Source organism: Actinokineospora diospyrosa (genome assembly GCF_024171925.1).
Taxonomy (GTDB): domain Bacteria; phylum Actinomycetota; class Actinomycetes; order Mycobacteriales; family Pseudonocardiaceae; genus Actinokineospora; species Actinokineospora diospyrosa.
This window is the reverse complement of record NZ_JAMTCO010000004.1, coordinates 444,402-464,621: the sequence shown is the minus strand read 5'-3', so window position 1 is coordinate 464,621 and position 20,220 is coordinate 444,402. Positions and strand designations below refer to the sequence as shown.

The window sequence follows — 20,220 nt, the reverse complement described above, 5'->3', positions numbered from 1 at the left end:
ATCCGACCCACCGGGTGACAGCCGGATCCGCGGCGACACCCCCACTACATGTGGGGTCCCAGAAGCCCTGGGACATCCATGTATTGTGCCGACTAGCTGGTTCGGCCGCTCAGCCAGAGCGGTCGTCGCAAGAGGGAACCCGGTGTGATTCCGGGACTGCCCCGCAGCGGTGAACGGGAACGAAAGCCGTCAACGAAGCACTGGACGCCCGCGTCTGGGAAGCGACGGCCGGTAGGCGCCTTGAGCCAAGGCACGCCCGTGAGTCCGAAGACCTGCCAGCACCCCGCCCGCGGCCGTGGGCGGGGGTCCGCGGCCCCGAGGGAGGGCGTGAGGACGTGGCGGTCGCGCGCGCCCGTTCCTCCTCGCCCCCGGGGCCCAGGCTCGCGAGGAGACAGCTGTGACGACCGTCGACACGGTCACGACGATGCGGGTGCGCAAACGCGACGGGGCGCTCGAGCCCGTCGACGTCGACAAGATCGTGCGCGCCGTGCGGCGCTGCGCCGAGGGGCTCAGCGAGATCGACCCGCTGCGGGTCGCCACCAAGACGATCAGCGGCCTCTACGACGGCGCCACCACCGCCGAGCTGGACCGGCTGTCCATCCAGACCGCCGCCGAACTCGTCGCCGAGGAACCCGAGTACTCCCGGCTCGCCGCCGGGCTGCTCAGCGCCTACATCGACAAGGAGGTCCGCGGCCAGGGCGTGCACTCGTTCAGCCAGAGCATCGCCCTCGGGCACGCCGAGGGCCTGATCGGCGACGCCACCGCCCGGCTGGTCGCGGCCAACGCGCGCAAGCTCGACGACGCGGTCGACCCCACCGCCTACCGGCGGTTCGAGTACTTCGGCCTGCGCACCGTCTACGACCGCTACCTGTTGCGCCACCCGGTCCGCCGCGATGTCGTCGAACTGCCGCAGTACTGGCTGCTGCGGGTCGCCTGCGGCCTGTCGCACACCGCGGCCGAGGCGATCGACTTCTACCGGCTGATGTCCTCGCTGGCGTACCTGCCCAGCTCGCCGACGCTGTTCAACTCCGGCACCGTGCACACCCAGATGTCCTCCTGCTACCTGCTGGACTCCCCGCGCGACGAGCTGGAGTCGATCTACGAGCGGTACGCCCAGATCGCCCGGCTGTCGAAGTTCGCGGGCGGCATCGGCGTGCAGTGGTCGCGGGTCCGCTCGCGCGGCGCGCTGATCCGCGGCACCAACGGGCACTCCAACGGGATCGTGCCGTGGCTGCGCACCCTGGACGCCTCGGTCGCGGCGGTCAACCAGGGCGGGCGGCGCAAGGGCGCGGCGTGCGTGTACCTGGAGACCTGGCACCCCGACATCGAGGAGTTCCTGGAGCTGCGCGACAACACCGGCGAGGACGCCAGGCGCACGCACAACCTCAACCTGGCCAACTGGATCCCCGACGAGTTCATGCGCCGGGTCGAGGCGGACACCGACTGGTCGCTGTTCGACCCCGACGAACTGCCCGAGCTGGTCGACCTGTGGGGCGAGGCGTTCGACCGCGCCTACCGGGCCGCCGAGGACGCGGGCCGCGCGGTGCGCACGGTCAAGGCGCGCGAGCTCTACGGCAAGATGATCCGCACGCTGGCGCAGACCGGCAACGGGTGGATGACCTTCAAGGACACCGCGAACCGGACCTGCAACCAGACCGCCGAACCGGGCAACGTCGTGCACCTGTCCAACCTGTGCACCGAGATCCTGCAGGTCACCAGCGACGACGAGACCGCGGTGTGCAACCTCGGCTCGGTCAACCTCGGCGCGCACGTGCTCGGCGACGGGATGGACTGGGAGCGGCTGCGCTCGACGGTGCGCACCGCGGTCGTCTTCCTCGACCGGGTGATCGACATCAACTACTACCCGACCGAGCAGGCCGGGCGCGGCAACCCGCGCTGGCGCCCGGTCGGCCTCGGTGTCATGGGCCTGCAGGACGTGTTCTTCAAGCTCCGCCTGGCTTTCGACTCGGAGGCCGCGCGGGAGCTCTCCACCCGCATCGCGGAGGAGATCTACCTCACCGCGCTGGAGACCTCCGCCGGGCTGGCCGCCGCCGCTGGCGCGCACCCGGCGTACCCGCAGACCCGCTCGGCCCGCGGCCAGTTGCAGCCGGACCTGTGGGGTGTCACGCCGACGCAGACCGAGCGGTGGGCCGCGGTGCGCGAGCGCGTCGCCGAGCACGGCCTGCGCAACTCGCTGCTGGTGGCGATCGCGCCCACCGCGACCATCGCCTCCATCGCGGGCTGCTTCGAGTGCATCGAGCCGCAGGTGTCGAACACCTTCAAGCGCGAAACGTTGTCCGGGGAGTTCCTGCAGATCAACTCCTACCTGGTGCGCGAGCTGAAGTCGCGTGGCATGTGGACAGAGCAGGTCCGGGCCCGGCTCAAGCGCGACGAGGGTTCCGTGCAGGGGCTCACCGAACTGCCCGCCGAGGTGCGCGAGCTGTTCCGCACCGCGTGGGAACTGCCGCAGAAGGCGCTGATCGACCTGGCCGCCGCGCGCGGCCCGTACATCGACCAGAGCCAGTCGCTGAACCTGTTCGTGGCGGCGCCGACGATCGGCAAGCTGTCCTCGATGTACCGCTACGCCTGGCAAACCGGGCTCAAGACCACCTACTACCTGCGCTCCCGCCCGGCGACGCGCATCCAGCAGGCGACCGTCCCGACGGCCGCGGTGCCCTCGGCCGAGGCCATCGCCTGCTCCCTGGAGAACCCCGAGTCCTGCGAGGCATGCCAGTGACCACGCTAGAGAAGACCGCCCGCAAGCTCGCCCTGCTCGACCCCGGCATGGACCTGACGCTGCGGCCCATGCGGTACCCGTTGTTCTATGACCGCTTCCGCGACGCCATCAAGAACACCTGGACCGTCGAGGAGGTCGACCTGCACTCCGACCTCGCCGACCTCGCCAAGCTCTCCGCGGCCGAACGGCATCTGGTCAACCGGCTGGTCGCGTTCTTCGCCACCGGTGACACGATCGTCGCCAACAACCTGGTGCTCAACCTGTACCAGCACGTGAACGCCCCGGAGGCCCGGCTCTACCTGTCGCGGCAGCTGTTCGAGGAGGCCGTGCACGTCCAGTTCTACCTGACCCTGCTCGACACCTACCTGCCCGACGAGAACGACCGCGTCGAGGCCTTCGCCGCCGTGGAGACCATCCCGTCGATCCGGGCCAAGGCCGAGTTCTGCTACAAGTGGATCGACTCGATCTCGGCACTGTCCCGGTTGGACACCCGCGAAGACCGCCGCGGCTTCCTGCTCAACCTGATCTGCTTCGCCGCCTGCATCGAGGGCTTGTTCTTCTACGGCGCCTTCGCCTACGTGTACTTCCTGCGCTCCCGTGGCCTGCTCAACGGCCTGGCCTCCGGCACCAACTGGGTCTTCCGCGACGAGTCGATGCACATGGCCTTCGCCTTCGACGTGGTCGACACCGTCCGCCGCGAGGAACCGGACCTGTTCGACGACGAGCTGCACGACCAGGTCCGCCAGATGATGCGCGAGGCGGTCGACGCGGAGACCCAGTTCGCCGAGGACCTGCTGGACCAGGGCGTGGCGGGCATGTCCGTGGCCGACATGCGCTCGTACCTGGAACACGTGGCCGACCGCAGGCTGCAGGTCCTGGGCCTGGAACCCATCTACGGCAGCAAGAACCCCTTCGCCTTCATGGAACTCCAAGACGTCCAAGAACTCTCGAACTTCTTCGAACGCCGCGTCTCGGCCTACCAGGTAGCGGTTTCCGGCACCGTCACCTTCGACGAGGACTTCTGAGCCGACCGACCCGCGACACCCGCCGGGGTGCCGCGGGTCGGGCCGGGTGCGCCGCTCGGTGGATTGCCCATCGAACCGGCCCCCGTCGAGGATGATCACATGAAGCGGATGGGGATCATCACGGGCTTGGTCGTCGTCGCGATGTCGACCATGGCCCCCACGGCGTCGGCGGCCTGGGAATGGGTCGGCCCGTTCAGCCAGCAGTCCACCTGCGAGCAGACCCGCGAGGAGTTCCTGGAATACCACCCGGCGAAGCTCTGCGAGTACCGACTCCTCCCCGGCGGCCCTGGCGGCACCTCCGGCTGGTACTTCCGCGCCTGGTACGCCTAGTCCTCGTTGCGCCGGGCGGGCGCGCGCGCAAGAGGCCGGGTCAGTCCCACCACCGCCGCGCCCGCCAGCGCGAACACCCCGCCCAGGGTGAGCCAGCCGAGGGTGCCCGCGGTGACGCACAGGGCCATGGCGCTGGGCCCGACGATGTCCTGGCCGACCACGCCGAGGTTGAACACGCCGAGGTAGACGCTGCGGCGGGCAGGCGGGGCGAGGTCGTAGGAGATCTCCCACGCGCCAGCCGAGTGCAGGAGTTCGCCGAGGGTGTGGGTGGCCACGGCGAGCACGAGGGCCGTGATCGCCAGCCACAGCGCGGGGGTGGCGCTGACCGCCAAGCAGGCGCAGGTGGCGGCGAGCGCGAGGCCAGACCCCAGGCAGCAGTTGGCCGCGTGCCGCAAGCTGCGCACCCGGCTGGCCACGACCGGCTGGAACAGCACGGCCAGCACCATGTTGCCGGAGATCAGCAGCGGTACGTACGCCCCGTCCACCGCCGTGTGCGTGGTGACCCACAGCGGGAGACCGACCGAGAGCACCGTCAGGTACATCGCCAGCACCCCGTTGACGGCGGCGAGCAGCAGGTAACGCCGGTCCCGCAACACCGCGGTCCTGGACACCCGCCCGCGCTCCGGTTGTCCACATCGGACGATCGGGACCAGCCACACCAACACCGCCGCCGCCGCGAAGGAGGCGCTGTTGCCCAGCGGGACCACCTGGTCCCAGCCGAGCGCGAGCGCCCCCGTCGCGGTCAGCGCGCCGACGGTGAACCCGACGTTGCGGACCGCCCGCACCACACCCATCACCACGACCCGGTCGCCCGCCGGGGCGACCGACCCGATCGCGCTCTGCAGCACCGGCGAGGCCACCCGGTCGGCGATACCGGTGAGCACCGCGACCGCCAGGTAGCCGCCGAAACCCGTGACGAACGGGTACGCGCAGAACCACAGCGCGCGCCACGCGTGCAACACCCCCAGCAGCCGGACCGGGGGGTACCGGTCGCCGAGCGCGCTGATCGGGACCGAGCACACCAGACCGCAGACCGCCGCGACGCTCAGCCCGAGCAGGACCTCGCCCGAGCTGAGCCCGGTGTGGGTGAGCAGGTACACCACGAACGCCGACCGGAACAGGCCCGTCCCGACCGCGTCCACCAGCGCGGCCCGCACGAGCCGACCGGTCGCGCCGCGGTCGGTCAGCGCCCGTCGGACGCCGGGGCGGGTGGTGGTCGTGGTCATGGTCGCTCCAAGTCGGGGGCGGTTCACCCGCCCCGGTCGGCGTTGTGGTCTCAGATCGCGGCGGCGCGCGACATCGCGGCCAGTTCGAGCACCGAGGTGGACGCGATCAGCTCACCGCAGCCGGTTTCCACCAGGCTCCGCGCGGTCTCCGGGTCCTTGCGCACCTCGCCGCAGACGAACACCGGCGTCCCGTGCTCGGCGGCCACGCGCCGGATCTGCGCGACCACCGAGCGGTTGACCGCGCTGAACGGGTCGACCGCGAGCTCGGGGTGGTTGCGGTCCACCCCGTTGATCAGCGCGAACAGGTCGGAGGTACCGATGCCGATGAACGCGGGCCTGCGCTCGGCGAGCAGGTCCGACAGCGCGTAGACCATCGCGGGCACCTCCAGCGTGATGCCCAGCCCGATCCGGTCCAGGACACCCGCGTCGGCGAACATCGCCGACACCACGTCGAACTCCGCCACCGTGGACACGAACGGCACGCTGACCTGGAACTCGGTGTCGGGGAACCGGGTCACCACGTGCTCGATCGCGCGGACCTCGACCGCCCACCTGCCCGGCGCGCGCGGCCCGCGCACCCCCAGTTCGGGGTTGTCCTCGACCGGCACCTCGACCCCGAGCTCGCGCAGCTCGGCCGAGGTCGGGTCGGAGAGCACGACCCGGATCCGCCGCCAGCCGTGCTCGGCCAGCGCCACCAGGGTCGCGCTCAGGTGCGCCTCGACCGCCGCCGGGTCGCCGTAGGCCGACCTGTCCCCGGCCAGCAGCTCGAACAGGCAGAACTTGAGCCGGAAGTAGCCGATGTCGGTGACGTTCCACGACCGGTACAGCTCGACGTTGGCACGGGTCATCGTGGAGCAGATGGCGGTCACCGGCACCGACAGGGCGCCGAGGTCGACGATGCCCTCGGCGTCGACCTGCAGCCGGTCGCCGTCGGCGATGCGCGCCAGCGGCTCGTGGCAGGTGACCAGCGCGACCCGGCCCTCCTGCAGCATCTTGCGCGCGTGGTCGGCGATCCGGCTGGATCCGACGACCACCCCGCGCACCCGGGGATCGCGCAACGCCGCCCCGGTGATGTGGAAGGTGAGCTCGGGTGCCACCAGGACGATGGGGCCGTCGTGGTCGGCGGGCGCCGTGCCGTGGAACGCCGTCGCGGCGAACGGCAGGTCGGGTCGGACGACGGTCTTGGCGGCGATCGTGGCCGACCCGCTGATCGGGTCGGTGCGCTCGGGCGTGGCCAGTGTCATGTCAGTGTCCCCTCGTCGGTGCTCACAGCAGCGTCACCGGGCCCCGGCCGAGCAGCCGGGCGCCCGCGTCGAGCACCGCGCCGCAGTAGCCGGTGGTGTTGTGCACGAAGGACTGGGTGATCACCTCGACGATCCCCGACCCGGGGAAGGGATCGCGGGTGACCAGCAGGTGTTGTGGGGTGGTGAGCACGGTCGCGGCGGCCGGGCTGAGCGAGAACGCGCGCGACCCGATGGCGACGTCGGTGGTGCCGATGACCCCGGGCAGCGCCGCCGCGGCGGCGAGCATGCCAGCCCGCACCGTCTCGTGGTCCAGCGGCGCGCGCACGAAGAACCGGCACACCTGGTACCCCGGCGGCTGGGTGAGCACCCGCAGCGACACCGTGTTCACCGACGACACCGGCGCCAGGCGCGCCATGGACGCGCTCAGCTGCGAGTGCCCCGGCCGCAGGTTGTCCCTGGCGTCCTCGGCGCGCGCCCCGACACCGGCGGTCCCGAACCGGCTGGACGCGGTGTCGGGGTGCACGATCTCCACCTCGACGCGCACCAGCCCGAGGTCGTCGACCCCGGCGAGCACCGCGGCCTCGAGCAGCCCGCGCAGCGGGACCGCCCAGCCGACGCACTGGCAACTGCCCAGCGCGTACACGCCCCCCTCCGGGTCGAACGGCCGCGGCACCCGCCCGATGCGCGAGAGGTCTGCCCCGGCGAGCGGCGCGTAGAACCCCGGCAGCCCGGCGTTCTCGGCCACCCCCACGACGTGCTTGGCGACCTGGCGGAACCGCCCCATCAGCGCGGCGTCGCGCACGTGCACGCGGGTGGTCGCCACGATCGCCAGGCCGAACCGGCCCAGCGCCAGCACTTCCGGGTCCTCCGCGTCGAGGAAGTGCACCCGCACCAGCCTGCCGTCGACCAGCAGCGCCTGTTCGCCCTCGACCGGTTCCACCCGGCCGAGCATCGCGGGATCTGCCAGCAGCATCCGCGCGACCAGTTGGCCGAGCGCGGTGACCCCGGGGCCCGGGCGGACGGCGTGGGTGACCACGTCGCCGATCAGGAAGCCGTCGCGGTCGGGGTCGTTGCGGGCGATGAGGTTGCTGCCGATGTCGGCGCCGAACCCGAGCAGCAGCGCGCGCTCAGCCACGGCCAGCACCCCCGGCGAAGGCCAGACCGAGGTCCGCACCCGCGTCGAGCAGCGTGCGCACCTGCCCGGCCGCCGTGCGGGTGGTCGTGGCGCGGGCGGTCCAGTCGACCGCGTGCGCCATCCTGGCGCGCAGGGTCGGCTCGTCGTCGGCGCGCAGGATGAGCCAGCCGCCGTGGTCGCGGTTGGCCTGGCGCAGGTCGGGCATCGTGGCACCGGGCAGGGTCGCGGTGTGCGCCGCCACGGCACCGGGCAGGGCCAACAGTTCGTCCACCCCGGGCGCGGACTCGACGTACCCGGGGACCACGGGTAGCGCTGTCTTGCCGAAGATCCCCGGCTGCGGGGTCGGTGGCGGCGCGGTCGGGGCCCCGAGCACCGCGTCCACCGCCAACCCGACGAGGTCGACGCCGAACTTGTTGGCCACCAGCTCGATCGCGGCCCCGCCACCCGGCCGGGCCGCGCACTCGCCGAAGGACACGGTTCCCGCGCTGTGGAACAGTTCCATGTGGAAAACGCCGTCGCGCAGGCCGAGGGCGGCCAGCGCGGGGCGCGTGGTGGCCAGGGCCAAGGCGTACCGGTCGGCGTGCGCGTCGGGGTCGAACACGTACTTCTGCGGCAGTCCGCCGCCGGTCACGGCCAGGGGAGGGGCCACGTACCGGCCGACCGAGGCGAACCGGAGCACACCGTCGCCCACGACGCCGTCGACGAACCACTCCTCGTCGAAGGAGACCAGGTCCTCCAGCACGAACTGGCCGGTGACCCCGTCGGCGAGCAGCGCGGCGGCCGTCTCGCGCACGGCCGGGGCGCCGGTGACCAACCGGGTCGCCTGGCAGGCCACCCCGCTGGTCGGTTTCAGCACACCGCCGGTGAAGCCGGGCAGGTCCAGGTGCGCGAACTCGGCCAACCCGGCCACGGCGCGCACGGTCGCGGTCGGTATCCCTGCGGCGCGGACCCGCTGTTTCTGGACGACCTTGTCCCGGCACGCGACGGCCGTGTCGACCGGCAGAGCGGCGACCCCGAGCGCGGCACCGAGCAGCGCGGCCGCGACGACGCCGGTTTCCTTGGCCGAGAGCACGCACCCGATGTCCGTCAGCGGCACGCCCGCGCGGGCGAGCGCACCGAGGAGCTCATCGGCGTTGGCGTGGTCGGCCACCTCGACGAGGGTTTCGCCCGGGAGGGCGGGATCGGTGCCGGTGGCACAGGTGATGGGGCGCAGGCCGCGGTGTGCGGCGGCCGCGCGCAGGTGGGGGTGCGGGCCGAGCAGCAGTGCTCGGCCCAAGTGGACAGACATGCTGGAGTCCCTTGTGTGGTGGGGGTTTCAGGCGGCTTCGCGCAGGGCGTGGCGCAGGACGCCGAAACCGAGGTCGAGGTCGGTCGTGGTCGCCACCAGCGGGACCAGGACGCGGATGACGTTGCCGTGCGCACCGCAGCTCTTGACCAGCAGGCCCGCCCCGCGCGCCGCCTCGACCACCGCGGCGGTCGCCTTCGGCGCGGGTTCGCGGGTGTCGCGGTCGGTCACCAGCTCGATGGCCTGCATCGCGCCGAGCCCGCGCACCTCGCCGATCAGCGGGATCTCGGCGGCGAGCGCGTCGAGCCGCGACCGCAGGTCCGCGCCGAGGTCGGCGGCCGCGCGCTGGAACACCGGGTCGAGCACCTGCTCGAGGGTGACCCCGGCCGCCGCGCAGGACAACGGGTTGCCCCCCATCGTCCCGCTGGCGATGCCGCCCGGCGGTACCGCGTCCACCAGTTCCGCCCGCCCGGTGACCCCGGCCAGTGGCAGCCCGCCGCCGAGGGACTTGCCCCACGCGATGAGGTCGGGGACGGCGCCGGGAACGTGGGCGCAGGCCGCGGGCGGGCCGGTGCGGCACATCCCGGACTGGATCTCGTCGAACACCAGCGCGATGCCGTGCTCGGTGCAGATCTCCCGCAACCCCACCAAGAACTCCGGTGGCGCGGGGAGGAAGCCGCCCTCGCCCTGCACCGGCTCGAACACGACAGCGGCGACGTCGGCCGGGTCCACCTCCCGCGCCAGCAGCGCGCGCACCGAGGCCAGGGCGTCCTCGGCGCTCACCCCGCGGTACGGGTAGGGGGCCATCGCGCGGTGGATGTCCGGCACGGGGAAGGCGCCCGGCCGGTCGGTCAGCGCGGCGGTGAGCAGGGTTCGGCCGTGGAAAGCGCGGTCGAACGCGATGACCGCGCTTCGCCCGGTCGCCACCCGCGCGATTCGCACGGCGTTCTCCACGGCTTCCGCGCCCGATCCCACCAGCAGGGCTTTGTACGGCCCTTCGCCGGGGTGGCAGGCCACCAGCCGCTTGCACACCTGCGAATAGCCGTCGTATTGTGCGGCCGAATAGCCTACGTGTAGGTGTGCTTCGAGTTGTTGCCGTATGGCGGCCACGACGGCGGGCGGGGTGTGCCCGCCGTTGAGCGCGCCGACGCCACCGGCGAAGTCGATGTACTCGTTGCCGTCGACATCGCGGATGCGCGCACCTTCGGCACTGGCCACGACCAGCGGGGATGTTTGCACGGCAGCCGCGACGTACCTTCTGCGCTCAGCATCCGAATCGGCTGAAAAAGGGCGCGCACGTGTACTATTGTGAAAAGTGAACAAAGCTGAACCCCCAAGGTTTCGCTGTGACTCACGAGCAAGCATAGGTGGCTGCTCGACCAAGATCACCTGGGTTCTTGGATGCTGAGACATAGCCAACAAACCCGATCGCGCACCCGACCGGTCTATTGCTCGAAAGCGCGCGGCTGCGATACCCGGCCGGTTTCACCGGCAGGTTGAAGCGGCTGGCATGAATGGTCCTTACCAATTTGTCGTAAGCCTGAAATGTCTGTCCACAAAGGAGGTGACTATTCGCGACCGCTGTCTCCGATGTGGACATCGATCACGCCGGAGGCCGCGCCCGCCACCAGGTCGATGCGGTGCGGCCGCTGGGCCGGGGGCAGGGTCGTCCACCAGTGCAGGGCCGCCGCCGTGGCCGAGGCGGTGGTGGTGGAGGTGGCCGCGATGGCCGGGCCCACGCGCGGCCAGGCCCGGGTGGTGCCGTCCGCGCCGGCGGCGGTGACCAGCCGGGCGGCCGGGTACCTGGTGAGCAGGTCCCGCGCGTGGGTGCTGCCGCCTGCCGCGATGGTGGTCCAGACGACCGCGGCCGCTTCCAGGAGGGCGATGTCGGTGCTGGTGTCGGCGGCGCTGAGCCAGCCGGGGGACCAGCGGCCGGTGGTCCGCGCGATCGCCAGCCGTGCGCGGCCCCCGTCCAGGTGGGCGTGGGTGACCGTCGTCCGGTAGTGCGACGGGTCGGGGAGCTCCAGGCGCGGGCGGGGGACCGGGGTGACCGCGGGCGGCGCCCCGGCGAGCCCCATGACCTCGTAGAGCACCTGGTCCACCGTCGTCGGCCCCGGGTGGAAGATGGCTTCGGTGACCGACCGGGGCGCAGGCGCGGGCAGGTCGGTGGGGACCCCGTCGGGGGAGAGCCGGGGCAGGGCCGACAGCAGGTCCGCCAGCGGCGAGTGCGGGACGACCTCGGGACCGCCGTCGGCGGCGAGCAGCACGGGACGGCCCGCGGCCGCGGCGTAGGCGGTCACCGAACCGTGGTCGGAGACGACGACGTCGGCGGCGAGCAGCCCGGGGCGCCAGTCCTGCGCCGGGGGGATCAGCACCAGGCCCGCCTCGACCGCGGGCCGCAACCACGCGCGGACCTGCAGCGGGCCGTGGCGTTGCCAGATGTTGGGGTGCAGGGTCATGGCCACCCGGTACTCGTCGACGGGCAGGGTGGTCACCAGTTCCTCGGCCAGTCCCGGGTTCGTGCCCAGCAGCGAGTGCCTGCCCCAGGTCGAGCACAGCAGCACCACCCGCCTGCCCTCGGCGTCGAAGCGGCGGCGGTGGTGCGGGCGGTGCGGCTCACTGGCGGTGATCCGGTCCAGGCACGGGTCGGTCGCCACCACCGCGTGCCCGGCCAGGCGCGGGTCGACCGACCTCAGCGCCGTGATCTGGCGCTCGTGCGCCACGACCACGGCGCGCGGCAGGACCCGGCCGCCCGCGACCAGGGCCGACGCGCGCAACCCGGAGATGGCCGCGGGATCGCTGGTGGAGCGGCGGTGGTAGCCCGCCCCGTGCGGCATGAGGACCACGGGGGCGGCGAACCGGCGCAGGTCGCTGTTGTCGCTGGCGGCGACGGCCAGGTCGAACTCGTCGCGGCCCGCCCGCGCCCACGGCACGACCAGCGCCCCCGAGTCGACCAGCCGCTCGGTGAGCCCCGCGGAGAACACCGACCCGGTGTCGACGGTGAACACCACCTCGACCCGGGGATCACCGACCACCGCGCCGAGCGCGTCCTGCAACCGCAGCAGCGCCGCGGGTGTCCGCACCACCACCAACACCCTGCGCTGCGGCGCGATGGTGTCCCACCGCCCCGCTCGTGCCGGTGTGCCCACCGTCCCCCGCGATCTCCGCCCCGAACCCCCGCAGCGGGCACCGTAGCAAGGCGCCGCGCGGGGTGGGCCCGTGCAGTACCGTGCTGCACACGGATCATCACGGGGGGCCGAGTGGGTACCGACGGAGCGCACAACGTGCAGGCCGGTGTCGCGGCGCAGGTGGTGCAGGCCCGCGACATCGGAACCGTCACCTTCTTGCCGCCACAGACCCCGCCGTCGATTCCCGCGCTCGTGCCGCCCGGCCCGGCCGCTTTCGTCGACCGCGTCGAGCACCTCGCCGCCGTCCGCTCGCTGATCGGGGCCGAGCCGACGCCGGGGCGGCCTGTGGTGGTCGCCGTCCGGGGCATGCCGGGTGTGGGCAAGACCGCGCTGGTGCGGCAGGTGGCCACCGTGCTGGCCGCGGACTTCCCCGACGGCGCGCTGCACGCCTCCTTCGGCGTCGGCGGCGAGTCGCCGTCGGAGGCGCTTGGCAGGCTGCTCAAGGCATTGGGCGTGCCCGACGCGTCGGTGCCGACCGACTTCCGGCGCCGACGCGACCTCTACCGCTCGCTCACCGCGCGGACCCGGCTCATCACCGTGCTCGACGACGTCACCGACGCGGGACAGGTCGAGGCGCTGCTGCCCAACTCGGCCGCGGGTCTTGTCCTGGTCGCGAGCAACACGGCCCTGGAGGACCTGCACGCCGACGGCGCGGTGCCGCTCGTGGTGGAGCCGCTGGAGATCCACGACGCGCTCGACCTGCTGCGCCGGGTCTGCGCCGACGGGCGGGTCGACCGCGACGCCGGGGCGGCCGCCGAGTTGGTCGACCTGTGCGGGCGGTTGCCGCTGGCCATCAGGGCGGCGGGCGCGCGGCTGGCCGTGCGCCCCCGGTGGGCGCTCGCGCGCCTGGTCGGGGAACTGCGCGGCGCCGACGCCGACCGCGTGCTCGACCGGGTCAACACCGTGTTCGACACCGTCTACGCCGACCTGCCGCCACGCGCGGGCGCGGTCTACCGCGCGCTCGGCTTGCTGGTGGGCCGGGACTTCTGCGTCGAGGTGGTGGCCGCGGTCGTCGGCGAACCGGTCGCCGAGGTGCGCGAGCTGCTCGACCAGCTCGCCGCGGCCGCGCTGGTCGAGGAGCGCGCCGACGACCGCTACGCCGTGCACCGCTTGGTCCGGGCGCACGCGCTGCGGGTCGCCGACGAGCACACCACCGAGGGCGACCGCGAGCACCTGCTGCTGCGCGCCGTCGACTGGTGGCTCTTCGGTGCCACCGCCGCCGATGTCGCCGCCACCGGCCGCCAGCGCCTGCGCGTGGCCGACCCCGACCGCCTCCTCGGCGGCGTCGAACTCACGATGAGCCCCCACGCCGCGCTGGCCTGGTTCGACCGCGAGCACACCAACATCGCGGCCGCTATGCGGGCGTGCGCCGAGAAGGGGTGGCACGCGCTCGTGTGGCAGCTGTTCGAGGCCACCTTCGCCTACTACGACGCCCGCAGGCCCCTCGCGTCGTGGGTCGAGACCGGCACGCTCGCCGTCGAATCGTCCGTTGTGGACGGTGATGTCGCCGCCCAGGCCCGGTGTCGGTGCCTGCTCGCCAAGGCGTACCAGGAGTTGGAGCGCTACGACCTCGCCGCGTCCGAATTGGACAGAGCCCGAGCCCTTCCGGTCGGCGACCGCCTCCGCGCCTCCACCTACGACTTCACCGGCAACCTCGCCCTGCGCACCGGGGATTTCAAGGACGCGCTGCACTGGTTCACCATGGCCCGCGACATCAATGTCCAACTCGGTCGTGCTCGCGGCACCGCCATGCAAACCCTGTTCGTCGGCCGAGCCCTCGCTGGTCTCGGTCGCACCACCGGAGCCCTCACCACCTTCGCCGAAGCCGCCCACCTGGCCCGCGAGGCCAAAGCCCACAGCGTCGTGGCCAAAGCCCTCCTGACCACCGCGGCGGTCCACTCCACGGCCCGCGACCACACCGAAGCCGATCACTACCTCGCCGACGCCGAGCAGATCGCCCACCAACTCGACAACACCGCGCTGCTGGCCGAGATCCACCTCCTCCGAGCCGCCACGGCCACCACCCGAGACGACCACGCCGCCGCCGAAGCCCACCGCCAGGCTGCGGCGGCCGTCTACGAGCGGATGGGCAGCCCCAAGGCCGCGCGTCTGCTAGCGGGTGGCTAGTGGCGCGACCCAGAACGTCGACCATGTCTCGACCCGCCCACGACGCGCCTGGCGGCGTTGCCGGAAACGCCCAAGTACACCCGGTACGAGGACGTTCCGGCGTCTTGCCAGCCACGCCGATACACGGCCAACGCCCTGAGTCGAGCCAGTAGGTCGTTCTTGCCCCGGTTTCCCGGTCCACGCGTCGGACTCGTTGTCCGCTAGGAGATCCGTCGAGCTTCGCCGGGTGTGACGGGTTCGCCCACGGTCACCCCGTGCAGCACCTGGGCCAAGACCTCCGCCCCACGCACCACCCGCGGCCCCGGCCGGTTGAAGTACGCTGGACCGTCGAGCACCCACACCTCACCGGACCGCACGGCAGGCAGGTCCGCCCAGCCCTCGAGACCGGTCAACGCCCCCAATTCCGCCACCGTCCGCCCAGGCGCCAACCCGCACGGCAGCAACAGGACCACGTCCGGACACGCCTCGACCACGGTTGTCCACGCCACCGGCGACGTGTGCTCGCCCGCCGACGCCAGCAGTGGTGCGCCACCCGCCACCGCGACCTGCTCCGGCACCCAGTGCCCGGCTGGCCACACCGGGTCAAGCCACTCGATCGCCACCACCCGAGGACGCGCTCGCCCAGCGACGGCCGCCTCGACCGCCGCCCAGCGCTCCCACAGCCCGGCGACCCGCTCCTGGACGTCCCCGACACCCAACAGGTCGCCGACAAGACTGACGCAGTCCAGCACCTGCGCCATGGTGCGCGGCTCAAGGCTCACCACCCGCGGCCCAACATCCATGACCCGCACCGCATCGGCGACCCTGCGGTAAGACACCGCGCACACATCACACAAGTCCTGCGTCAACACCAGATCCGGCGCCAACTCAGCGAGCCGCTCCACATCCAACGTGTACAGCGACGACCCCTCATGCCCCTCAACCACCGCCGAGATCTCCCGGCTGGACAACCGCCCAGGATCCACCCCGGTCGCGGTGACCACCGGAACCTCCGCCACCGCCGCAGGCCAGTCGCACTCGTGCGTCCGCCCGACCAGGTCACCCGCCCGGCCAAGAACCGCGACGATATCGGTCGCGGCGGGCAACAACGACACGATCCGCATGGGGGCAGGGTAAAGACGTCCGGGCCCACCGAAGTCGGCGGGCCCGGACGCGGGGTCGATCCGATCAGACGTCGAAGCGGTCGAGGTTGGTTACCTTGGTCCAGGCCGCGATGAAGTCCTGGGTGAACTTCTCGGCGGCGTCGGCGGAGGCGTAGACCTCGGCGACGGCGCGGAGTTCGGAGTTGGAGCCGAAGAGCAGGTCGACCCGGGAGCCGGTCCACTTGACCTCGCCGGTGGCGCGGTCGCGGGCCTCGAAGGTCTCCGCGTCCGAAGAGGTCGGCTTCCACTCCGTGGCCATGTCGAGCAGGTTCACGAAGAAGTCGTTGCTCAGCGTGCCGGGGCGGTCGGTGAGCACCCCGGTGGCGGACTGGCGGTGGTTGGCGCCCAGCACGCGCAGGCCGCCCACCAGGACCGTCAGCTCCGGCGCGCTCAGCGTGAGCAGGTTCGCCCGGTCCACCAGCAGGTACTCCGCCGGGAGGCGGTGGCCCTTGCCCAGGTAGTTGCGGAAGCCGTCAGCGGTCGGCTCGAGGGCCTCGAACGACTCGGCGTCGGTCTGCTCGGCGGTGGCGTCGGTGCGGCCCGGGGTGAACGGGACGGCAACGCCGCCCGCGGCCTGCTCGATCGCGGCGTTGCCGCCGAGGACGATCAGGTCGGCGAGGGAGACCTTCTTGCCACCGGTCTGCGCGGAGTTGAAGCGCTCCCGCACGCCCTCCAGGGTGCGCAGCACACCGGCCAGCGCGTCGGGCTCGTTGACCTCCCAGCCGCGCTGCGGCTCGAGGCGGATGCGGGCACCGTTGGCGCCGCCGCGCTTGTCGCTGCCGCGGTAGGTCGACGCGGAGGCCCACGCCGTGCTGACCAGCTGCGCGACCGTGAGGCCCGAGTCGAGGATCTCGCGCTTGAGGGCCGCGATGTCCTCGGCGTCGACCAGCTCGTGGTCCACGACCGGCAGGCGGTCCTGCCAGATCAGCTCCTCCTGCGGCACCTGCGCGCCCAGGTAGCGCTGGATCGGGCCCATGTCGCGGTGGGTCAGCTTGAACCAGGCGCGGGCGAACGCGTCGGCGAACTGGTCCGGGTTCTCCAGGAAGCGGCGCGAGATCGGCTCGTAGATCGGGTCGAAGCGCAGCGACAGGTCCGTGGTCAGCATTGTCGGCGGGCGGGTGAGCTCGCCGGACTCCGGGTCGGGCACGGTGTTGGCGCCCGCGCCGTCCTTGGGCTGCCACTGGTGCGCGCCCGCCGGGCTCTTGGTGAGCTCCCACTCGTAGGCGAACAGGTTCTCGAAGAAGCTGTTGCTCCAGCGGGTCGGCGTCGCGGTCCAGGTGACCTCCAGGCCACTGGTGATCGCGTCGCGGCCCTTGCCGGAGCCGAAGCTGTTGCGCCAGCCGAAGCCCTGCTCCTCCAGCGCCGCGCCCTCGGGCTCCGCGCCGACGTGCTGGTCGGGGTCGGCCGCGCCGTGCGCCTTGCCGAAGGTGTGGCCACCGGCGATGAGCGCGACGGTCTCCTCGTCGTTCATCGCCATCCGGCCGAAGGTGTCGCGGATGTCGCGCGCGGCGGCCAGCGGGTCCGGGTTGCCGTTGGGGCCCTCGGGGTTGACGTAGATCAGTCCCATTTGGACCGCCGCGAGCGGGTTCTCCAGGTCGCGGTTGCCCGAGTAGCGCTCGTCACCGAGCCAGGTGCGCTCGGGACCCCAGTAGACGTCCTGGTCGGGCTCCCACACGTCGGCGCGGCCACCGGCGAAGCCGAAGGTGGTGAAGCCCATCGTCTCCAGCGCGCGGTTGCCGGTGAAGATCATCAGGTCCGCCCAGGAGACCTTGCGGCCCCACTTCTGCTTGACCGGCCACAGCAGGCGGCGCGCCTTGTCCAGGTTGCCGTTGTCCGGCCAGCTGTTGAGCGGGGCGAAGCGCTGCATGCCAGCGCCAGCGCCACCGCGGCCGTCCTGCACGCGGTAGGTGCCCGCGCTGTGCCAGGCCATCCGGATCATGAAGGGCCCGTAGTGGCCGAAGTCGGCGGGCCACCAGTCCTGCGAGGTGGTGAGCACCGCGTCCACGTCGGCCGCGAGCTCGTCGAGGTCGACGGTCAGGAACTCGGCGGCGTAGTCGAACTCGCCGCCGAACGGGTCGGCGACCGCGGAGTGCTTGCGCAGGATGGCCAGGTTCAGCTGGTTGGGCCACCAGGTGTGGTTGGTGCCGCCCTCGGTCGGGTGGTTGAACCGCCCCGCGGACACCGGGCAACCGCCGGCGCCCTCCTCGTTCATGTCACCAACGCGGGCGTTCGGGCTTTCGGACACGCGATTCCTCTCAGGACGGGAAGGTGGATCAGGTGTTCAGGACGCAGGTGGGGCACAGGCCGCGGTAGACGACCTCGGCCTCGTCGATGGTGAAGCCGTGCGCGTCCGACGCGGTCAGGCACGGGGCGAACCCGACGGCGCAGTCGACGTCGGCGATGGCACCGCAGGAGCGGCAGACGACGTGGTGGTGGTTGTCGCCGACCCGCGCCTCGTAGCGCGCGACCGAGCCGGGCGGCTCGATGCGCCGCAGCAGCCCGGCCGTGGTCAGCGCCCGCAGCACGTCGTACACGGCCTGGTGCGACACCGCGCCGAGCTCCCCGCGGACGACCCCGATGATCGAGTCGGTGTCGGCGTGCGGGTGCCCGTGCACCGCGGACAACACGGCCAGTCGGGGGCCGGTCACCCGCAGTGACGCCGCGCGCAGCATCTGCCGGAAGTCGGTGGCCGTGGGCACCCGCCGAGTCTCACGCATGTTCTGGAATCAGTCAAGTTAACAGCAGTGGTCGCCACCCGGTCGTGGCCCCTGCGTCCATGATCCACATCTGCCCATCCTGCCCGACGACGAGGCCGGTCCCCGCGCGGGAACCGGCCTCGTCGTCGGGCGGGGTGGTTACTCGAACGACCACCACTGCTGCGGCTGGAAGTTCTTGGTCCACAGCTGCGCCTTCGCGCCGTTGCCACTGTGCGTCACGTCCCGGTCGACGACGATGGTCCTGCCGTAGGAGAAGCGTCCGTTGTAGAGGGCGCTGTCCTCGGTGAACCGGTACCACTTCTGCTGGTCGGTGCCGTTGCAGTCCCACAGCTGCAGCTTGGTCCCGTTGGCGCCGCCGCCGTTGAGGTCGGCGTCGAGGCATGCCGAGAACTTCTTGTTGACCAAACGGGGGTTGTCCCAGTCGAGAAGCCATTTCTGTTGGTCGGTGCCGTTGCAGTCCCACAACTGGACCTTGGAGCCGTTGGCGCCGCCCCCGTTGAGGTCGGCGTCGAGGCACTGGCCCCCGTTGCCGTACTCGCTGCGGATCTGGACCCACTGCGCCGAGGCGACCGACACCGGGTTCACCGGTCGACGCGCGGGTGGGGCCGCCGCGGCGGCCGGGGCGATCGCCAGCAGCGACAGCACCGCCGCGGCTGAGGCCAGGGTGGTTCTCAGGGATTTCCGCATGGGTGACTCCCGTCGTCATCGGCCGCGCGGAGCGGGACGCCCCCAAGCGCCCGCTCACCCCGGCGGCCCTTTCCCCAGAGGGTCGGCGGGCTCGCTCGACCCGATTCGACCGTAAGCGGGAAAATCATCGTGGGTCAACGTCCAACGCGCATTTCCGCCGGTTTCCTGAGCGCCGCCCATCCGTGCGTTCGCGGTCGAGGTGGGGCCGCTCCCCGGCGCCTGCCCCACCCCGACCGAGGTGCTACAGCGCTTCGATCACCCACCACTGCTGCGGCTGGAAGTTCTTGACCCACAACTGCGCCCGGGCGCCGTTGCCCGGCTGGTTGGCGTCCCGGTCGACCACGGTGTTGTCGTTGTTGCTGAACCGGATGTTGTAGAGGGCCACATCGCCGCCGCCGCGCCGGTACCAGGACTGCTGAGTGGAACCGTTGCAGTCCCACAGTTGCAGCTTCGTGCCGTTGGCGCCGCCGCCGTTGAGGTCGGCGTCCAAGCACCTGCCGAACCTGCCGTTCACGAGCCGGTAAGAATCGCTGTAGGTGAGCCAAGCTTGCTGGCTGCTGCCGTTGCACGTCCACACCTGCACGCGGGTGCCGTTGCCACCCGCGTTGGCGTCGGCGTCGAGGCACTGGTCCTTGTTGCCGTACAGACTGCGGATGCGCACCCACGCGCTCGCCGCTGGTGCCGAGGTCGACTTGCCGGACGCGAGCGTGGCCCCGACCGGGAGGCGCTCGGCCGACCCGGTCGTCGGGGATGCGCTGCCGGGGGTCGTCGTGAGCAGTGGCAGCGCGACCGCCGCGATGGCGACAGCGAGCTTCAGCCTTTTCCGCATGCATTCTCCAGTAAGTGTGGTTGTTGCCGAGAAAAGTGATTCGTGCTCGATTCTTCGAAGATTCGACGGATCGCTCGGCAGTCACGAGCGTAGGCGGAGAAATGTGCGACCAACAATACTCCGGCTGGGCGGTGAGGCGGACTCTGATGGCGGAGTCTATAGGGCTCCGGTCAATCTTTAAGACCAGCTGTGGTCCGTTTGGTACTCGCCGAGAATGGGTGTCGATGCTTCTCGGTGGGTGTCCGCCGCGAGAGTTTGGGCTTGTTGGGGAACTGTCCGCTCGGGTGCGCGTGTGGCGAGCCGCCTGGTGGACAACGTCGAGGGCGCGCCCGCGCCTGTCGGTCGCCTGCGCGGCGGGCGGTTGGCCGCTGCGGCACCGGGCCGGTCGCGGTTGCCCGCCACAATTGTGAACAGTTAATCAGGCGCCCAGCAGCGTGGCGGACTCGCTGCCGCCGACATCCGGACCGTCAGCCCGCCGTTTCCGGGGGAGAATGCTGTGAATACTGGGAAACAGATCAGGGGTTCGTCGCGTACGTGGTGCTGTAGCG

15 protein-coding genes and 1 riboswitch are annotated in these 20,220 nt (G+C 71.8%); of the genes, 4 read left to right on the top strand and 11 right to left on the bottom strand.

Features of this window, described 5'->3' with window-relative positions; translation table 11 throughout:
- The first annotated feature begins 80 nt into the window (after positions 1 to 80).
- Positions 81 to 294: riboswitch (cobalamin riboswitch) on the top strand.
- A gap of 103 nt (positions 295 to 397) precedes the next feature.
- From LV75_RS09130 to LV75_RS09120, 3 genes are all read left to right on the top strand, one after another.
- Positions 398 to 2,737 carry a ribonucleoside-diphosphate reductase subunit alpha gene (locus LV75_RS09130; protein WP_253886365.1) on the top strand — a complete coding sequence of 780 codons (2,340 nt, stop codon included), beginning with the start codon at positions 398 to 400 and terminating at the stop codon, positions 2,735 to 2,737.
- Positions 2,734 to 3,762 (top strand): ribonucleotide-diphosphate reductase subunit beta, encoded by a 1,029-nt coding sequence (locus LV75_RS09125; protein WP_253886364.1) that lies wholly within the window; start codon positions 2,734 to 2,736, stop codon positions 3,760 to 3,762. Before LV75_RS09130 ends, LV75_RS09125 begins: the two co-directional genes overlap by 4 nt.
- Positions 3,763 to 3,861: 99 nt before the next feature.
- Entirely contained in the window at positions 3,862 to 4,092 is a 231-nt protein-coding gene (locus LV75_RS09120; protein ID WP_253886363.1) for a hypothetical protein, read from the top strand.
- Here LV75_RS09120 and LV75_RS09115 read toward each other — a convergent pair.
- From LV75_RS09115 to LV75_RS09090, 6 genes are all read right to left on the bottom strand, one after another.
- On the bottom strand, positions 4,089 to 5,318 hold the full coding sequence (locus LV75_RS09115; protein WP_253886362.1) for an MFS transporter: 1,230 nt from the start codon (positions 5,316 to 5,318) through the stop codon (positions 4,089 to 4,091). The genes LV75_RS09120 and LV75_RS09115 overlap by 4 nt on opposite strands.
- 50 nt (positions 5,319 to 5,368) lie before the next feature.
- Positions 5,369 to 6,562 (bottom strand): putative PEP-binding protein, encoded by a 1,194-nt coding sequence (locus tag LV75_RS09110; protein ID WP_253886361.1) that lies wholly within the window; start codon positions 6,560 to 6,562, stop codon positions 5,369 to 5,371.
- Between the two features lie 22 nt (positions 6,563 to 6,584).
- Entirely contained in the window at positions 6,585 to 7,697 is a 1,113-nt protein-coding gene (locus tag LV75_RS09105) for a hypothetical protein (RefSeq protein ID WP_253886360.1), read from the bottom strand.
- Positions 7,690 to 8,985, bottom strand: coding sequence for a hypothetical protein (locus tag LV75_RS09100; protein WP_253886359.1), 1,296 nt, complete (start codon positions 8,983 to 8,985; stop codon positions 7,690 to 7,692). The genes LV75_RS09105 and LV75_RS09100 overlap by 8 nt, the downstream gene beginning before the upstream one ends.
- Before the next feature lie 27 nt (positions 8,986 to 9,012).
- Complete coding sequence (locus tag LV75_RS09095) at positions 9,013 to 10,221, bottom strand: aspartate aminotransferase family protein (protein WP_253886358.1); 1,209 nt, start codon at positions 10,219 to 10,221, stop codon at positions 9,013 to 9,015.
- Between the two features lie 329 nt (positions 10,222 to 10,550).
- Positions 10,551 to 12,068: a hypothetical protein gene (locus LV75_RS09090; RefSeq protein ID WP_253886357.1), complete on the bottom strand. Its 1,518-nt coding sequence runs from the start codon at positions 12,066 to 12,068 to the stop codon at positions 10,551 to 10,553.
- 174 nt (positions 12,069 to 12,242) lie between these two features.
- On the opposite strand from LV75_RS09090, the gene LV75_RS09085 reads away from it, so the two are divergent.
- Complete coding sequence (locus tag LV75_RS09085) at positions 12,243 to 14,297, top strand: NB-ARC domain-containing protein (RefSeq protein ID WP_253886356.1); 2,055 nt, start codon at positions 12,243 to 12,245, stop codon at positions 14,295 to 14,297.
- A gap of 200 nt (positions 14,298 to 14,497) precedes the next feature.
- Here LV75_RS09085 and LV75_RS09080 read toward each other — a convergent pair whose 3' ends face one another.
- The 5 genes from LV75_RS09080 to LV75_RS09060 form a co-directional block, all read right to left on the bottom strand.
- On the bottom strand, positions 14,498 to 15,400 hold the full coding sequence (locus LV75_RS09080; protein ID WP_253886355.1) for a cobalamin-binding protein: 903 nt from the start codon (positions 15,398 to 15,400) through the stop codon (positions 14,498 to 14,500).
- A 64-nt stretch (positions 15,401 to 15,464) separates the two neighbouring features.
- Positions 15,465 to 17,684, bottom strand: a complete 2,220-nt coding sequence (gene katG / locus LV75_RS09075) for a catalase/peroxidase HPI (RefSeq protein WP_253886354.1) — start codon at positions 17,682 to 17,684, stop codon at positions 15,465 to 15,467.
- Between the two features lie 28 nt (positions 17,685 to 17,712).
- Positions 17,713 to 18,156 carry a Fur family transcriptional regulator gene (locus LV75_RS09070; protein WP_301318859.1) on the bottom strand — a complete coding sequence of 148 codons (444 nt, stop codon included), beginning with the start codon at positions 18,154 to 18,156 and terminating at the stop codon, positions 17,713 to 17,715.
- 138 nt (positions 18,157 to 18,294) lie between these two features.
- On the bottom strand, positions 18,295 to 18,843 hold the full coding sequence (locus LV75_RS09065) for an RICIN domain-containing protein (protein ID WP_253886353.1): 549 nt from the start codon (positions 18,841 to 18,843) through the stop codon (positions 18,295 to 18,297).
- 241 nt (positions 18,844 to 19,084) lie between these two features.
- Positions 19,085 to 19,672, bottom strand: a complete 588-nt coding sequence (locus LV75_RS09060) for an RICIN domain-containing protein (RefSeq protein WP_253886352.1) — start codon at positions 19,670 to 19,672, stop codon at positions 19,085 to 19,087.
- Between the last annotated feature and the right edge of the window lie 548 nt (positions 19,673 to 20,220).

What these genes read in the sequence shown, in the direction of transcription:
- LV75_RS09115 (WP_253886362.1), bottom strand. Translation starts at nt 5,318, where the DNA reads ATGACCACGACCACCACCCGCCCCGGCGTCCGACGGGCGCTGACCGAC.
- LV75_RS09080 (WP_253886355.1), bottom strand. Translation starts at nt 15,400, where the DNA reads ATGCGGATCGTGTCGTTGTTGCCCGCCGCGACCGATATCGTCGCGGTT.
- LV75_RS09065 (WP_253886353.1), bottom strand. Translation starts at nt 18,843, where the DNA reads ATGCGGAAATCCCTGAGAACCACCCTGGCCTCAGCCGCGGCGGTGCTG.
- LV75_RS09060 (WP_253886352.1), bottom strand. Translation starts at nt 19,672, where the DNA reads ATGCGGAAAAGGCTGAAGCTCGCTGTCGCCATCGCGGCGGTCGCGCTG.
- LV75_RS09110 (WP_253886361.1), bottom strand. Translation starts at nt 6,562, where the DNA reads ATGACACTGGCCACGCCCGAGCGCACCGACCCGATCAGCGGGTCGGCC.
- LV75_RS09070 (WP_301318859.1), bottom strand. Translation starts at nt 18,156, where the DNA reads ATGCGTGAGACTCGGCGGGTGCCCACGGCCACCGACTTCCGGCAGATG.
- LV75_RS09120 (WP_253886363.1), top strand. Translation starts at nt 3,862, where the DNA reads ATGAAGCGGATGGGGATCATCACGGGCTTGGTCGTCGTCGCGATGTCG.
- LV75_RS09100 (WP_253886359.1), bottom strand. Translation starts at nt 8,985, where the DNA reads ATGTCTGTCCACTTGGGCCGAGCACTGCTGCTCGGCCCGCACCCCCAC.